This window comes from Allomuricauda ruestringensis DSM 13258 (assembly GCF_000224085.1).
In the GTDB taxonomy this organism is placed as follows: domain Bacteria; phylum Bacteroidota; class Bacteroidia; order Flavobacteriales; family Flavobacteriaceae; genus Flagellimonas; species Flagellimonas ruestringensis.
The window spans coordinates 3,237,503-3,252,844 of the sequence record NC_015945.1 but is presented as its reverse complement, the minus strand read 5'-3'; the positions used below and the strand labels follow the sequence as shown (position 1 = coordinate 3,252,844).

The window sequence follows — 15,342 nt, the reverse complement described above, 5'->3', positions numbered from 1 at the left end:
AATGGCATTACTCGACTGGATTATTCTTGGTAGCACCCTACTCTTCATCGTGGCATACGGTGTTTGGAAAACGCGTGGCAACAATAATGTGGACGATTATGTCCGTGGTGGTGACAATGTAAAATGGTGGACCATTGGGTTGTCCGTAATGGCCACCCAAGCGAGTGCCATAACATTTTTATCTACTCCAGGGCAAGCCTTCCACGACGGCATGGGCTTTGTTCAATTCTATTTTGGACTGCCCTTGGCCATGATCGTCATTTGTTTGGTTTTTATTCCCATCTACAAAAAACTAAAGGTTTTTACCGCTTATGAAATGCTCGAAGGGCGTTTTGATCTTAAAACAAGAACCCTTACTGCTCTCTTGTTCTTGGTACAACGTGGGTTGGCCGCAGGGATTACCATATTTGCCCCTTCCATAATCCTTTCCGCCGTATTGGGATGGGATTTAAGGACATTGAATGTAATCATCGGAATTCTTGTGATTATTTACACCGTGTCGGGAGGTACCAAAGCGGTCAGTATGACCCAGAAGCAGCAGATGTTCATTATTATGTTGGGGATGTTTTTTGCTTTCTTCTTTATAATGGGGGCGCTCCCTACGGATATATCTTTCGGTAAGGCTTTAAAAATAGCTGGGGCGAACAATAAACTCGAAATTTTGGACTTTTCTTTTGATACCAATAACCGATATACGTTTTGGAGCGGTATCACGGGAGGTTTCTTTTTGGCCTTGGCCTATTTTGGCACTGATCAAAGTCAAGTGCAGCGTTATTTATCGGGCAAATCTGTTCGTGAAAGTCAGTTTGCATTGATTTTTAACGGGATTTTTAAAATACCGATGCAGTTCTTTATCCTATTGGTGGGTACCATGGTATTTGTATTTTATCAATACAACTCATCTCCCTTAAACTTTAATCCTGCAGCTACCGAAGCTGTAATGCAATCGGAATATGCCAACGATTATCAATCGCTTTCAAAGGACCATGAGGAACTGGAAAAGGAAAAACGAATGGCGCAACATTCCTTTTCCGCAGCGCTTGAACTTAAAGAATACAATGCCATTGAGCAGGCGAAACAGGATATTATAAAAATCAATGAGCGGGAAAATGCAAACAGGGAAACTGCCAAAGATTTAATTTCCAAAGCAGATGGCACTGTGGAAACCAACGACAAGGATTATGTGTTTATCCATTTTATCCTAAACAATTTGCCCATGGGGCTGATCGGTCTCCTTTTGGCCGTAATTCTCTCCGCGGCTATGTCTTCCACCGCTTCTGAATTAAATGCACTTGGTACAATTACCGCTTTGGATTTATACAAAAGAAATGTAAAAAAAGAACATACCCAAGAACACTATTTAAAAGCGACCAAGGCCTTTACCCTACTTTGGGGAATCATTGCAATAATAATAGCCAATGTGGCCAATCTTTTTGATAATTTGATTCAATTGGTCAATATTATTGGTTCTATTTTCTACGGAAATGTGCTAGGCATATTTCTACTGGCGTTCTTCTTTAAATTCGTAAAAGGAAATGCCGTTTTTGTGGCAGCAATTGTAACCCAGATTATTGTGATTGTAGGTTACAACTTAGACTGGATGTCCTACTTATGGTTGAATGCCTTTGGATGTGTTTTGGTAATTGTACTGGCCACTATTACTCAGATGTTCGATAACTTTTTAGGAAACTCCTCTGCTGTCGAGGAATAAAAAAAACCCACTTAAAAAGTGGGCTTTTCAATTTTATTTATTGTTACGCGGCAACTACATTTTTGCCCACTCTTTTAAAGAGTCCTTGTTCAATTTCACATAATCTTGGTTGCCTGCGGCTTGGGCTGCGGCCAATGATTTTTTGGCAGCTTCAATGGCAGCTTCTTTATCGCCCATTTTAGCATAGATTAAAGATTGTGTACGCATCATCCAATAAGCTTTTCCATCACCCATTTCAACAGCTTTGTCCACCCATTCCTTAGCTTGCTCCATGTTCATGCCCTCAGAAAAATAATAAGAACCCGCTGCAAAATAGTCATTGGCTTTCAAATCTTCTTTGTTCGCCATGGTCTCTTCAATACTTTTGATGGCTTTTTTCGCTGTAGGGACTATAAAATCAACACCTATATAAGTGTTCTCCCACATAATGCCCAGGGTCCCTCCATTGTTATGAAGGTCATCTATGGTAATGGTAAAAGATTCAATAGGCATCGGGATTTCCATTGTTTCCACTTTTACCGTTGCAGCCACTTTGGATGCATCCCATTCTTGTGGTGTACCCCAATTATCAGTATCGGTATAAAAGAAAACATCCCAAACGGCCTCATTGGGTCTTGTATAAATAGCGTAAGTACCTGCTTTTAGCGGCTTATCCTGTACGGTAACATCGTCACTGAAAGTAATGGTAGTATTTTCATTGGCCCCAGTCCTCCAAATAGCGTCAAAGGGAACCAAGTCGCCAAATATTTTTCTTCCTTTCATGGCAGGGCGAGAATATTTAACGGTAACATCGGTCAATCCCACCTTTTGCTCCAATGTTGAAGCTGGGCTGGGCGCTGGCGTCTGTATTTGTGCTTCCAAAGAAAAACACATGGACACCGCAAATAATAAGAATGTAAATTTTTTCATAGTTGTTGTATAAATTAATTGTTTAGTAGAGCAAAATTAAGATAAAGCACTGCTCTATTTGTTAATTAAACCTTAAAACAAAATTAGTCAATTAATGGCTATGATTTAATTTTTGTTTAACTATTTAATATTTATATTAAACATTTTACTTTTATCTTTGTAGAAAATCTATTGGATGCAACTTTACCAATTACAATCAAAACAAGTATTTCCCATTGGCAAAAAAGAAGCTTGGGATTTTCTGTCGGATCCTAAGAATTTGGCGGTAATTACTCCCCAACATATGGGTTTTCATATTTTGGCGGGAGCGGACAGACCCATGTTCCAAGGCCAGGTAATTCAATACATTGTAAAACCATTTCCCCTCGTGTCAACTAAATGGGTTACGGAAATAACCCATGTCAAAGAAGGGGAATATTTCGTAGATGAACAGCGATTTGGCCCTTACTCCCTTTGGCACCATAAACATTTTTTAAAAGAAGTCCCCGAAGGTGTTGAAATGGAAGATGTTATCGATTATAAATTACCCTTTGGATTTTTGGGGCAACTTACCCATCCCCTTTTAGTAAAAAAACAATTGCAAAAGATTTTTGAGTTTCGGGAGAACAAACTTGCGGAGCTCTTTGGTAAAGTCAATGGAAAAGAGAACTATTTAAGCATTAGAAAAGTATAGCATGAAAAAGAACATATTATTGATCGGAGGTTCCTATGGAATTGGATTGGAAATGGCCAAAAAATTATCCAAAGAAAATAATGTCTATATCGCCAGTAGAAGCAACGAACAACTTTCAAATCTGGAGGTGACCCATATTCCTTTCGATGTCCTTTCCGACGACATTTCCGAAAAAGAAATACCGGAAAAACTGGATGGCTTTGTATATTGTCCAGGTAGTATCAACCTAAAACCTTTTAAAACTATGGGGGTCGATACCATTCAAAAGGATATGGAAATCAACTTTATCGCTTTGGCCAAAACGGTCAAATCCATCATAAACCGTATGAACGAAGGTTCCAGTATGGTTTTTTTTAGCACGGTAGCCGTTGGAACAGGAATGCCTTTCCACACGAGCGTTTCCGCTGCAAAAGGAGCTATCGAGGGCTTTGCACGTGCACTGGCGGCAGAATACGCCCCAAAAGTCAGGGTCAACGTGATTGCTCCATCCTTGGTAGACACCCCGTTGTCCGAAAGACTTTTGAGCAACGATAAGAAAAAAGAAATGATGTCCGAAAGACATCCCATGAAAAGGGTGGGCGTTCCAAAAGATATCTCGAACATGGCACTGTTTTTACTTGATTCCAATAACTCATGGATTACTGGACAGGTAATCGGTGTTGATGGAGGAATGTCAAGTTTAAATGTGAGTTAATGAAAGACAAAGTCATACTTTTTTGGTTCCGACGTGATTTAAGATTGGATGACAACGTTGGCTTTTATCAAGCACTTCAAAATGATGTTCCAGTATTACCGCTATTTATTTTTGACACCGAAATACTGGAAAATCTGCCCAAAGCCGATGCGAGGGTAACTTTTATCCACAAACAGATTCAAAAACTAAACAATCAACTTAGTGCCAATTATGGTAGTGGTATTGCACAGTTTCATGATTCACCAAAAGCAGTCTTCAAAAAATTAATACAAGACTATACTGTTGAAGCGGTCTATACTAACCATGACTATGAACCTTACGCCAAAAAGCGCGATTCCCAAATAAAGGAAATTTTAGTGCAAAACGATATCCCGTTCAAAACCTTTAAAGACCAAGTAATTTTTGAAAAAGAAGAAGTGGTCAAGGACGATGGTGACCCATACGTAGTGTACACCCCGTATGTGCGAAAATGGAAAGAAAATTTCAATCCATCCGTCCATTTGGTGGAATACGATACATTGAGTGACCTTCGTAAAAACTTGTATCAATCCAAATCCTTACCGCAACTTTCTTTGGAAGATATGGGTTTCGAAGAGTCCTCTGTTAAAGTCCCAGATTTCACAGTTTCTTCTGAGTTGATTCAAAAATATGAGGATACAAGGGACTATCCCGCCAAAGAAAAAGGTACATCAAGATTGGGTCCCCATTTGCGTTTTGGTACCGTTTCCATCCGTAAAATGGTAAAGAAAGCCGTGGATGAAAAGAACGAAACATTTTGGAACGAGTTAATTTGGCGAGAATTCTTTATGCAGATTCTCTGGCATTTTCCGCATACCGTAAACAAAGCTTTCCGACCCAAATACGATAGAATCGAATGGCGCAACAACGAAGGGGAATTTGAAAAATGGAAAGCGGGAGAAACAGGCTACCCCTTGGTAGATGCAGGAATGCGCGAATTGAACAAGACAGGCTACATGCACAATCGGGTTCGTATGCTGGTGGCCAGCTTTTTATGCAAGCATTTGTTGATCGATTGGCGTTGGGGCGAAGCCTACTTTGCCGAAAAGCTGTTGGATTACGAAATGGCCAGCAACGTGGGCAATTGGCAATGGGCCGCGGGCAGCGGTGTAGATGCCGCCCCTTATTTTAGGATATTCAATCCTACCACGCAGATAAAAAAGTTTGACAAAGAGAAGGAATACATCAATCAGTGGGTACCCGACTTGCAAGAATTAAGTTATCCCGAACCCATCGTCGACCACAAAATGGCTCGTGAACGATGCTTAAAAACGTACAAAGAAGCGGTAAGTTGATGCTTTTTCGTTAATTTTAGTTCCTGTTGATGCTGTTTTGCTTTATCTAAAAACAGAATAAAATCAATATCATTTAACTAACTCAAAACCTTAACAATGAAAAAATTTTCAACCTTACTCCTTTTGGGATTGGTATCGCTTAACCTATCCGCCCAAAAGATGACCAAGGACAAAAAAGCCGTTGTCGCTTCGGTAGAAAAGCACAAAGAAAACCTTATCAAAATCAGTGACTCCATTTGGGCATTGGCAGAGACCGCCTTTGAAGAGTCCATTTCTTCAGAACTACTTGCCGATTATGCCGAGGAAAACGGAATGACCGTGACCCGAGGCGTAGCGGATATCCCAACTGCATTTATAGCAACCTATGGTTCAGGCTCACCCGTAATTAGTGTGTTGGGAGAATTTGATGCACTCCCTGGGCTTTCGCAAAACACGGTACCCACCAAAGACCCTAGAATTGAAGGCGAACCAGGTCACGGTTGTGGACACAACATGTTTGGCGCTGCTAGTTTAGGTGCTGCCATTGCCATTAAGGAGCAAATAGAAGCCGGAAACATAAAAGGAACCGTAAAATTCTTCGGAACCCCCGCAGAAGAAAAGTTTTTTGGTAAAGTCTGGATGGTAGAAGCTGGACTTTGGGACGATGTAGATGTGAATGTGAGCTGGCATCCATCCGCAGAAATTGAAGCCGATGTACAAAGTGGATTGGCTCTGGTAGATTTTATGATTGAATTTTACGGCCAGGCCGCACACGCCTCATCCGATCCGTGGAACGGTCGTAGCGCTTCCGATGCATTGGAATTATACACTACGGGAATCAACTATTACAGAGAGCACATTAAACCCACCTCCCGAATTCATTACCACATTCAAGATGGTGGGCAAGTGGTGAACGTTGTTCCCGATTATGCCCGCTTGTGGGTCAGGGTCCGCGACCCAAAAAGAGATGTGATGCTTCCTACTTTTGAACGCGTAAAAGCAATGGCGGAAGGTGCAGCCATCATGGCCAATGTAGATTACAAATATTCTTTGATTTCTGGTATTTATGAGACCTTGGTGAACCGTGAAGGAGGTAAAATTATGCAGAACAATTTGGAGCTTTTAGGCCCAATTACCTATACCGATGAAGAAATTACTTATGGTAAAGCCATTCAAGAAGCTACCGGAAAACCACAAGTGGGCATGGATGGAGAAGTTCACCCATTAAAAGAAACCGAGAAGCTTCCTGGTGGAGGTTCCACCGATGTTGGTGATGTAAGCTGGAACGTTCCAAACATTAACCTTGGGGTAACTGTAGCACCAAAAGGCACTCCATGGCACTCTTGGGCCGTAGTTGCCTGTGGTGGCATGAGTATTGGCCATAAAGGAATGATATATGCATCTAAAGCCATGGGGATGACCATGTTGGACCTTTTTGATGACCCTAAATTGGTAGAAAAAGTAAAAGAGGAATATAAAACCAGAAAAGGTGATGTAAAATATGAAGCCATGATAGATGGCCCACCACCAATCCCTGGAAAATAAATTACAATTTGATGAAGGCGTCTGAAAAGTATCGAAATGCGTCATTCTGAATTCATTTCAGAATCTCATCATAATGGTAAACAAATTGTTATGAGAACCTGAATCAAGTTCAGGTTGACGAAAACCTACCTTTCAGACACCTTCAAACTAGTAAACTATTAATAATGAAAAAACCCATTCTACAAACCTTTCCCTTAAGTACCCCTTGGCAAACCTTAGATCCCTTTTTGTTCAGTGTGTACCATTTAGACCTTTTTCCCAAGGGTAACGGCGAAATGGGTCCCGACGAATCTTTGTTAAAAGGGCGGAATTTAGGAAGTGATTTCGATCCCAGCCAAAAATGGCGAATGTACCACGGACAAACCATTCCAGGATTTCCGTCTCACCCCCATTGCGGTTTTGAAACCATTACTATTGTAAACAGGGGCTTTTGCGATCATTCCGATTCCTTGGGTGCTGCTGGTAGGTTTGGTCAAGGCGATGTGCAATGGATGACTGCCGGTAGAGGTGTGCAACACTCCGAAATGTTTCCATTGTTAAAAGACGATGAGGAAAATACTTTGGAGTTGTTCCAGATTTGGTTGAATCTGCCCAAAGCTGGAAAATTTGTGGACCCCCATTTTAAAATGCTATGGAATGAGGATATCCCAATGGTTAAAGAAGAGAATGCTAGGATTAAAGTAGTCGCAGGAACATATAAAAATGTTGCCTCGATTGACCCCGCTCCTGATTCTTGGGCCGCCAATATAGAAAATGAGGTAGCCGTATGGAACATTCACACCGACGCAAATTCCGAATACGTGCTGCCCAAGGCAAATTCTTTGGTCAATCGTGTGCTATACTTTTATGAGGGCAGTGAAATTCATATTGGTGACAAAAAAATCAATCCCAACTTTGGTATTGTGTTGGACCCTAGCGAAGAGGTGAGCATTAAAACTGGTTCGGAAACCGCTCATTTTATGTTATTGCAGGGCAAACCCATTGGGGAACCCGTGGCCAAATACGGCCCGTTTGTTATGAATACCCAAGCGGAAATCCAAAAAGTGATGGAGGAGTACCGCTTGACCCAATTTGGTGGATGGCCCTGGCCTCATCCTGACAATGTCCATGATAAAAATAGAGGATGTTTTGCTCTTTATCCAGATGGAAAATTGGTAGAGAAATAATCTTCTTAAACATTTTCAAGATTACTTAATTACTCCATGAACGCCGTATTGCTTGTATAATAACCAATCGGCTCTTAAATTTTTTTTGCGCATAAATTTGCGTAGCCAATTAACTACATATATATTTGCAGCCACATAACTTCATATTTTATGAAATTACGACGTGATCCTTTCCAGGCAATTGCAGACCCTACCAGAAGGGCCATTTTAATGCTATTGGCTTCACAGGCTATGACAGCAGGGACTATTGCCGAAAATTTTGATGCTGCCCGCCCTACAATTTCAAAACATCTAAAAATACTTCATGAATGTGATTTGGTCACTTATACTCAAAAAGGTCGGGAAGTCCGCTATGAATTAAAAATGGATAAAGTAAAGGAAATTGATCAATGGCTGTCGCAGTTTAAGAAGATTTGGGAAGATCGTTTTAGTAAGCTCGACAATTATTTTACACAAATTCAGAATAAACAAAAATAATAAAGATGAAACCTAACCTATTATCCAATTTCACAGTAAACAAAGAAAACAGTACAGTATTCGTGGAACGTGAGTTTGCAGCCAAAAAAGACTTGGTCTGGGATGCCTTTACAAAGGCAAAAATCTTAGATCAATGGTGGGCTCCAAGCCCATGGGTGGCCAAAACAAAATCCATGGAATTTATAGTTGGTGGCTACCGATTATATGCTATGTGCGGCCCCAATGGCGAGGAACATTGGTCCTTGATGCACTTTACCTCCATTACTCCAAAGAACAACTTTAAATTTAAAGATGTCTTTTGTGACGAAAACAGGATTGTCAACAACGATTTCCCTCAATCTGAATGGAATTTAGATTTTGAGGAATTAGGAGATACCACCAAAATAAATATTACCATTAAGCACAAAACATTGAACGATCTTGAAAAAATAATAGAAATGGGCTTCAAAGAAGGATTCACCATTGCTTTAAACGGATTGAACACACTTTTGAACAAATAATAACCCAAAAATTATCAGTATGGAAACGATAACCATAGCATCCTCAATTTCCGCACCTGTCAAGAAAGTTTGGAACTACTACACTACTCCAGAGCATATAACCAAATGGAACTTTGCCGACCCCAGTTGGCATTGTCCCAAAGCTGAAAACGATTTGCGTGTAGGAGGCAGTTACTTGGCCCGTATGGAAGCTAAAGATGGAAGTTTCGGATTTGATTTTGAAGCAGTTTACGATGAAATAACCAAAGAAAAGAAAATTTCTTATACCATGGGAGATGGTAGAAAGGCTACTGTCCTTTTTGATGGAAACAATAAAGCGACCAAGGTGACCATAACCTTTGATGCCGAAAGTAATAACTCTTTGGAAATGCAAAAAAATGGCTGGCAAGCCATTTTAAACAATTTTACAAGCTATACAGAAACCAATTAGTTAAACCCTAACAATATTGGCGCCAATGGCTCGCAAGCGCTCATCAATGTTCTCATAACCACGATCAATCTGCTCAATATTATGAATGGTGGAAGTACCCTTGGCAGAAAGTGCTGCTATCAAAAGTGATACACCTGCCCTAATATCAGGAGAAACCATGGTGGTGGCCTTTAATGTTGATTTAAAGTCGTGCCCAATAACTGTGGCCCGGTGTGGGTCGCAAAGAATAATTTTTGCCCCCATATCAATAAGTTTGTCCACAAAGAACAAACGGCTTTCGAACATTTTTTGATGAATGAGTACTTCTCCCCTTGCTTGTGTGGCAACCACTAATATGATGCTCAACAAATCCGGAGTCAGTCCAGGCCATGGTGCATCGGCAATAGTGAGAATAGATCCATCGATAAAATTTTGGATTTCGTAGCCTTCTTCGTGTTTCGGGATAAAGATATCATCATCCCTTCGCTCCACGTTTATTCCCAACTTTCGGAATACCGTTGGAATCTGACCTAAATCGCCCCAACTCACATTTTTTATGGTAAGCTCGCTTTGCGTCATTGCAGCTAAACCTATCCAGCTACCAATCTCGATCATATCGGGCAACATGGTATGCTCTGTTCCTTTCAAGGAATCCACACCTTCAATAGTCAACAGATTTGATCCTATTCCGGAGATTTTAGCCCCCATGCGGTTCAACATATTGCACAATTGCTGTAAATAAGGCTCACAAGCGGCATTGTAAATGGTAGTTGTACCTTCGGCCAAAACAGCGGCCATCACAATGTTGGCGGTACCTGTTACCGATGCTTCATCCAAAAGCATGTAGGTACCCTTCAGTTTATCGGCTTCTACCCCGTAGAAATACTCTTCTTTATTATATCGGAACTTTGCCCCGAGCTTAATAAAGCCTTCAAAATGGGTGTCCAGCCTTCTTCTGCCAATCTTGTCACCGCCTGGCTTTGGAATGTATCCCTTGCCAAATCTTGCCAATAATGGCCCTACCAGCATAATGGAACCCCGAAGCCCCCTTCCATCTTCTTTGAACTTGGCGGATTGTAAATAATCCAAGTTGACATCGTCTGCCTTGAAAGTATATGAACCACTGCCCTTTTTCTGAATTTTTACACCCAAATCTTCGAGAAGGGCAATCAATTTATTGACATCGACAATGTCCGGTATGTTGTTTATGGTAATTTTCTCTTCTGAAAGCAACACGGCGCAAAGAATCTGAAGTGCCTCGTTCTTTGCTCCTTGGGGAGTAATTTCACCATGCAATTGGTGTCCACCCTCTATTCGAAATGTACCCATCTATTCCTTTGGAATTTAATATCGTTTTTTGCGACTTCTTTGCCCTTTTTTTCCTCTGTTATTGTTGCTGCTGCTGGACCTAGTACTGGGTCTATTTTTAAGGAACTGTCCGCTTTCCGTTAAGCTTTCCTCACTTTTGGCCAAATCTATTTGTCCATCACTAAGTTCCTTTAGGTGATTAAAGATTACGGAGTCTTCCACGGTATCCTTGTTCCAAACCAAGTAACATTTTTTCATGTGGTTGGCAATGGCATATTCCAAACCAGACCTCATATCTCCTTCTTCCCATTTAACGGCAACATCAATCATTCTTTTGATGTTATTGCCATAAAAACGGTATTTTGGAAAGTTTTGCGGATATTCCAAAGGTTCTGGTCGTTGTTGCAAAACTTCTTTTGAAGTAATCGGGAAAGGCGAATCCACGTCCAATTTAAAATCGGCCATGATAAACAATTGGTCCCATAGTTTATGCTGAAAATCCGGAACATCCCTTAAATGGGGCTGCAAGTTCCCCATTACGCTAATAATGGATTTTGCTACTTTATTGCGTTCGTCGCGATCCTCAATGGCTACGGCATGATCCACCATTTTCTGAAAATGGCGGCCATACTCGGGTATAAAGAGTTTTGGACGCTCTGTATTGTATTCTAAGTTGTATACTTCGTTCAAATTAATGTATTTAGAGATTTGATATTTGGAAAGTCTATCCGATAACGACTGCAAATTAATAAAATTATGGCAAACAAAGGGTTTACAGCGAAATTACACCTTCTACCACAGATACTTCCTTATATTTTTGGATAACTTCGTCGGGGTTTTTTAAATGCACCATGATGGAAAGACTGGTGTACGTTCCCTTTTTTGACTTTTTAGACTCAATAACCGCGCCAGTGTTATCAAAAATCTTATTTATCTGGGCAATGCGCTTTTCATCCGTAGGCACTATAAATTTATAGAGATAATCGGATGGCCAATTTGTGCTCTCCAATAATTTTTCCCTAAGCTTTGTATAGAACTCCTCCGTACTCTTTTTATCCATGCCGCATTTTTCTACAAATATATGGCTTAACCTACAATTTTTTTTCCTTCTGGCGATTTCATTACTTTGTATTATTAATTTAAGGTCTTTGGGCAAGAGTAAAGTAGTTATTACGGGAGCACCCGGAACGGGCAAAACATCCATAGTAAATGGATTGGAAAGCAAGGGCTTTCATTGTTTTCACGAAATTATTCGGGATATGACCTCCAAAGCTAAGCAAGAAGGGCAGTCCGAGGAATATATTTCCAATCCTTTGGTCTTTGTTGACGATGCCATGCAGTTCAACAAAGATTTGCTTCAGGGCAGAACTGCACATTACCAACAGTCCTTAAAAATAGATGTTCCGATAAGTTTTTTTGATCGAGGAATCCCAGATGTGCTTGCCTACATGGCCTTTTTTGGTCAAACCTACGACCAAGATTTTATCTCACATTGCGAGAACCATAGATATGATTCTGTTTTTATTGTTCCCCCATGGCAAGAGATATATGTTTCCGACAATGAAAGATTGGAAACTTTTGACGAAGCAGAGCATATCCATTATTACTTGATGAAAACATACACACAATTTGGCTATAACCCCATCGAAGTGCCAAAAGATGCAGTCCCAAATCGGATTGATTTTATTTTGGAAACACTTAATAAATTATAGTGCATAAGGACACCACAAGCATTTTAAAAGAATTTTGGGGTCATGATGATTTCAGAGGATCCCAAAAGGAAATTATAAATAACGTACTTTCTGGCAAAGACGTTTTGGCCTTGATGCCCACAGGTGGTGGTAAATCCATTTGCTACCAAGTTCCGTCTTTGGCCATGGAAGGCATCTGTATTGTGGTCTCACCTTTGGTGGCCCTGATTCAAGATCAAGTGGCACAACTAAAGAAAAGGAACATTAAAGCTGTTGCCCTAACTGGCGGCATTCCCCCAGATGAGCTTAATGATCTTTTGGACAATTGCCTTTATGGCAACTACAAATTCCTGTACCTATCGCCGGAAAGATTGCAACAAACCATTGTGCAGGAGCGCATCCCACAAATGAATGTTAATCTTATTGCTATTGATGAGGCCCATTGTATATCGCAATGGGGAAACGATTTTAGACCCGCCTATCTCGGATGTTCCATTTTAAAAGAACTGGCTCCCAATAAACCGATGATCGCCCTAACGGCAACGGCGACCCCACGAGTGGTAAACGACATTGTGGAAAACTTGGAATTGGAAAATGTAGCGATTTTCAAAGATTCTTTCTCCCGCTCCAACATTAATTTTAGGGTGAAACGTTCCGAGGATAAATTGTATCAGTTTAAAAAATACATGGACAAGGTCCCTGGAAGTGCCATTGTTTATGTTCGCTCCAGAAAAATGTCCATTTCCTTGGCCAACTTTTTAATCAAGAATGGTATTTCTGCTTCATTCTTTCATGGTGGAATTCCAAAATCCGATAAAGAAGAAAAACTTAACCTTTGGTTAAGCGGTAAAGTAAGGGCAATGGTGGCCACCAACGCTTTTGGCATGGGGGTGGATAAACCCGATGTTCGTTTAGTAGTCCATTATCATATACCCGATAGCTTGGAAAGCTATTTTCAAGAAGCAGGAAGAGCGGGACGGGACGGTAAACCATCCACAGCCATTATTTTAACTTCAAAAGAAGACAAGGATAAAGCAAAGCAACAGTTCTTGTCTACTTTACCCGATGTAGCCTTCGTTAAAAAAGTATATTCCAAACTCAACAACTATTTCCAAATATCGTATGGTGAATTGATAACGGACCCATTGGCCTTCAAATTCAATGAGTTTTGCAAACGGTACGAGTTTAACCCAAACATGACCTTTAATGCCATCCGTATTTTGGATCAGAATTCCGTTTTATCGCTTGCTGAAAATTTTAAAGAGAAAACCACCCTTCAGTTTGTAGCCTCCAAATCCGGAATATTTGAATATTTGGACAAAAACAGGAAAACCGCCCCGATAATACAGACAATTTTGCGCACTTATGGAGGCATTACCGAGTACGAGACCAAAATTAACCTGTACATGTTGTCCAAAAAAACTGGGGCAAGCGAGGAGTACTTAAAACAAATCCTCCAGCAACTCGCCGACGATGGCATTGTGGAGTATCAAAACAATACCAGCGACCTAGAGATTACTTTTTTGGTACCTAGGGAAGATGACCATACCATTAACCTATTTGCCAAAAAAATCAAAGATTTCAATCAGGTGAAGCAGAACAACATGGCGGCCATGCTGGGTTATATTTCCAATAAAAAGGTATGCCGTAGTGTTTACTTGCTGAATTATTTTGGAGAAAAGACTGCTGAAAAGTGCGGTACATGCGATATTTGTACCAAGAAAGAAAAGATAGCATCTCCCTATGATTTGGAGAAAAGAATCATGGAGCTTTTGGAAATTCGTCCCCACAGTTCCCGACAGTTGGAAAAAGCAATTGGGGCAAACGAAAAAGAACTTTTAAAAACATTGGAAAGACTACTGGAAGATGAGCTGATCTCCCTAAATTTTAAGAATGAGTACATCAAAAAATAATTCCCTCCGTATTGTATTTATGGGCACCCCAGATTTTGCCGTGGGCACCCTCAAAAAGATTTTGGAGACCGATTTTAATGTGGTTGGGGTGATTACCGCACCTGACAGACCCGCAGGTCGTGGCCGCAAGGTCCAGGAATCTGCCGTAAAGCAATTTGCGGTACAACACAACTTAAAGGTATTGCAGCCCACCAACTTAAAGGACGAATCTTTTTTAGAAGAACTCAAAAGCCTCGATGCCAATTTGCAGGTAGTGGTGGCCTTTAGGATGCTGCCCAAAGCAGTTTGGCAAATGCCAGAATACGGTACTTTTAATCTTCATGCTTCCCTCCTGCCCCAATATCGTGGAGCTGCTCCCATCAACTGGGCAATCATCAACGGGGAAACGGAAACAGGTGTCACTACCTTTTTTATTGATGAGAAAATTGACACGGGCAGGATCGTACTTCAAAAAACAGAAAAAATATTATCCGATGATAGTGCAGGTACGCTACATGATAGATTAATGGAACTTGGTGCTGGTTTGGTGGTGGACACTTGCAAACAGATTGAAGCAGGAACGGCTACGCGACAAGTTCAGGATGAGAGCAAAGAACTTAAACCCGCCCCAAAAATCCATAAAGGCACCTGCCGAATTGATTGGAATGCTTCCATAGAAGACATTTATAATCATATTCGAGGATTGAGTCCTTACCCCGGTGCTTGGACAAAGTTGGTGAATGATGGAAAGGCCGACCAAATGAAGATTTTTAAAACCAAAATGGAACAGGCCGAACACGACTACAACGTTGGAAAACTGGTGGTAGCGAAAAAATCGTTGAAAGTTGCCGTAAAAGAAGGCTATATTTCCTTGTTGGAATTGCAACTTCCGGGGAAGCGAAGAATGCAAATAATGGAGGTTTTGAACGGGTTAAATCTTGATAAAGAAGCACATCTTCGCTAAAGCCTTGCTACGATTGGGCTGGGAAAAGTTGTCATTTTTTTCCGACTTTATCAACAAACGTTTCAAGTTATCAACAAAAACCCCTATTTCCCTTGGTTTTACTTGCGTGAC

The 15,342-nt window shown here is 40.8% G+C and carries 16 protein-coding genes; 12 read left to right on the top strand and 4 right to left on the bottom strand.

All coding sequences use genetic code 11. From position 1 onward, the window contains the following. The first annotated feature begins 1 nt into the window (after window position 1). On the top strand, window positions 2-1,711 hold the full coding sequence (locus MURRU_RS14650; RefSeq protein WP_014034255.1) for a sodium:solute symporter family protein: 1,710 nt from the start codon (window positions 2-4) through the stop codon (window positions 1,709-1,711). Between the two features lie 54 nt (window positions 1,712-1,765). Here the strand turns inward: MURRU_RS14650 and MURRU_RS14645 are convergent, their stop codons facing one another. Beyond that, the gene (locus tag MURRU_RS14645; RefSeq protein WP_014034254.1) at window positions 1,766-2,620 is read right to left on the bottom strand and encodes a DUF2911 domain-containing protein; all 855 of its coding nucleotides are present in this window, start codon (window positions 2,618-2,620) and stop codon (window positions 1,766-1,768) included. A gap of 175 nt (window positions 2,621-2,795) precedes the next feature. On the opposite strand from MURRU_RS14645, the gene MURRU_RS14640 reads away from it, so the two are divergent. The 8 genes from MURRU_RS14640 to MURRU_RS14605 all read left to right on the top strand — a co-directional run bounded on the left by MURRU_RS14640 (window position 2,796) and on the right by MURRU_RS14605 (window position 9,397). Continuing rightward, complete coding sequence (locus MURRU_RS14640) at window positions 2,796-3,293, top strand: SRPBCC family protein (RefSeq protein ID WP_014034253.1); 498 nt, start codon at window positions 2,796-2,798, stop codon at window positions 3,291-3,293. A gap of 1 nt (window position 3,294) precedes the next feature. Beyond that, the gene (locus tag MURRU_RS14635; protein ID WP_014034252.1) at window positions 3,295-3,987 is read left to right on the top strand and encodes an SDR family NAD(P)-dependent oxidoreductase; all 693 of its coding nucleotides are present in this window, start codon (window positions 3,295-3,297) and stop codon (window positions 3,985-3,987) included. Further along, a complete protein-coding gene (locus MURRU_RS14630; RefSeq protein WP_014034251.1) occupies window positions 3,987-5,300 on the top strand; it encodes a cryptochrome/photolyase family protein in 1,314 nt (437 codons plus the stop codon). Before MURRU_RS14635 ends, MURRU_RS14630 begins: the two co-directional genes overlap by 1 nt. 96 nt (window positions 5,301-5,396) lie before the next feature. Next, window positions 5,397-6,824, top strand: a complete 1,428-nt coding sequence (locus MURRU_RS14625; RefSeq protein ID WP_014034250.1) for an amidohydrolase — start codon at window positions 5,397-5,399, stop codon at window positions 6,822-6,824. A 164-nt stretch (window positions 6,825-6,988) separates the two neighbouring features. Beyond that, a complete protein-coding gene (locus MURRU_RS14620) occupies window positions 6,989-7,990 on the top strand; it encodes a pirin family protein (protein WP_014034249.1) in 1,002 nt (333 codons plus the stop codon). Between the two features lie 150 nt (window positions 7,991-8,140). Then, the gene (locus MURRU_RS14615; protein WP_014034248.1) at window positions 8,141-8,467 is read left to right on the top strand and encodes an ArsR/SmtB family transcription factor; all 327 of its coding nucleotides are present in this window, start codon (window positions 8,141-8,143) and stop codon (window positions 8,465-8,467) included. A gap of 5 nt (window positions 8,468-8,472) precedes the next feature. Then, the gene (locus MURRU_RS14610; RefSeq protein WP_014034247.1) at window positions 8,473-8,967 is read left to right on the top strand and encodes an SRPBCC family protein; all 495 of its coding nucleotides are present in this window, start codon (window positions 8,473-8,475) and stop codon (window positions 8,965-8,967) included. 19 nt (window positions 8,968-8,986) lie between these two features. Continuing rightward, window positions 8,987-9,397, top strand: coding sequence for an SRPBCC family protein (locus tag MURRU_RS14605; RefSeq protein ID WP_014034246.1), 411 nt, complete (start codon window positions 8,987-8,989; stop codon window positions 9,395-9,397). Here the strand turns inward: MURRU_RS14605 and murA are convergent, their stop codons facing one another. The 3 genes from murA to MURRU_RS14590 form a co-directional block, all read right to left on the bottom strand. Continuing rightward, window positions 9,398-10,705: a UDP-N-acetylglucosamine 1-carboxyvinyltransferase gene (murA, locus tag MURRU_RS14600; protein WP_014034245.1), complete on the bottom strand. Its 1,308-nt coding sequence runs from the start codon at window positions 10,703-10,705 to the stop codon at window positions 9,398-9,400. A 15-nt stretch (window positions 10,706-10,720) separates the two neighbouring features. After that, entirely contained in the window at window positions 10,721-11,374 is a 654-nt protein-coding gene (locus MURRU_RS14595; protein ID WP_041802104.1) for a DUF4290 domain-containing protein, read from the bottom strand. A gap of 82 nt (window positions 11,375-11,456) precedes the next feature. Further along, the gene (locus MURRU_RS14590; RefSeq protein ID WP_014034243.1) at window positions 11,457-11,744 is read right to left on the bottom strand and encodes a DUF493 family protein; all 288 of its coding nucleotides are present in this window, start codon (window positions 11,742-11,744) and stop codon (window positions 11,457-11,459) included. 88 nt (window positions 11,745-11,832) lie between these two features. On the opposite strand from MURRU_RS14590, the gene MURRU_RS14585 reads away from it, so the two are divergent. Genes MURRU_RS14585 through fmt form a run of 3 tightly spaced genes read left to right on the top strand, consistent with a single transcriptional unit; the run spans window position 11,833 to window position 15,231 of the window. Continuing rightward, window positions 11,833-12,396: an AAA family ATPase gene (locus MURRU_RS14585; RefSeq protein WP_014034242.1), complete on the top strand. Its 564-nt coding sequence runs from the start codon at window positions 11,833-11,835 to the stop codon at window positions 12,394-12,396. Beyond that, complete coding sequence (locus MURRU_RS14580; RefSeq protein WP_014034241.1) at window positions 12,396-14,288, top strand: RecQ family ATP-dependent DNA helicase; 1,893 nt, start codon at window positions 12,396-12,398, stop codon at window positions 14,286-14,288. Before MURRU_RS14585 ends, MURRU_RS14580 begins: the two co-directional genes overlap by 1 nt. Further along, window positions 14,269-15,231, top strand: a complete 963-nt coding sequence (gene fmt / locus MURRU_RS14575; RefSeq protein WP_014034240.1) for a methionyl-tRNA formyltransferase — start codon at window positions 14,269-14,271, stop codon at window positions 15,229-15,231. The genes MURRU_RS14580 and fmt overlap by 20 nt, the downstream gene beginning before the upstream one ends. Window positions 15,232-15,342: the final 111 nt, after the last annotated feature.

Bases quoted from the DNA above. Each gene is read 5' to 3' on its own strand.
- MURRU_RS14605 (WP_014034246.1), top strand. From the start codon at position 8,987: ATGGAAACGATAACCATAGCATCCTCAATTTCCGCACCTGTCAAGAAA.
- MURRU_RS14650 (WP_014034255.1), top strand. From the start codon at position 2: ATGGCATTACTCGACTGGATTATTCTTGGTAGCACCCTACTCTTCATC.
- MURRU_RS14635 (WP_014034252.1), top strand. From the start codon at position 3,295: ATGAAAAAGAACATATTATTGATCGGAGGTTCCTATGGAATTGGATTG.
- murA (WP_014034245.1), bottom strand. From the start codon at position 10,705: ATGGGTACATTTCGAATAGAGGGTGGACACCAATTGCATGGTGAAATT.
- MURRU_RS14645 (WP_014034254.1), bottom strand. From the start codon at position 2,620: ATGAAAAAATTTACATTCTTATTATTTGCGGTGTCCATGTGTTTTTCT.
- MURRU_RS14630 (WP_014034251.1), top strand. From the start codon at position 3,987: ATGAAAGACAAAGTCATACTTTTTTGGTTCCGACGTGATTTAAGATTG.
- MURRU_RS14640 (WP_014034253.1), top strand. From the start codon at position 2,796: ATGCAACTTTACCAATTACAATCAAAACAAGTATTTCCCATTGGCAAA.
- MURRU_RS14625 (WP_014034250.1), top strand. From the start codon at position 5,397: ATGAAAAAATTTTCAACCTTACTCCTTTTGGGATTGGTATCGCTTAAC.
- MURRU_RS14590 (WP_014034243.1), bottom strand. From the start codon at position 11,744: ATGGATAAAAAGAGTACGGAGGAGTTCTATACAAAGCTTAGGGAAAAA.
- MURRU_RS14615 (WP_014034248.1), top strand. From the start codon at position 8,141: ATGAAATTACGACGTGATCCTTTCCAGGCAATTGCAGACCCTACCAGA.
- MURRU_RS14620 (WP_014034249.1), top strand. From the start codon at position 6,989: ATGAAAAAACCCATTCTACAAACCTTTCCCTTAAGTACCCCTTGGCAA.
- MURRU_RS14610 (WP_014034247.1), top strand. From the start codon at position 8,473: ATGAAACCTAACCTATTATCCAATTTCACAGTAAACAAAGAAAACAGT.
- fmt (WP_014034240.1), top strand. From the start codon at position 14,269: ATGAGTACATCAAAAAATAATTCCCTCCGTATTGTATTTATGGGCACC.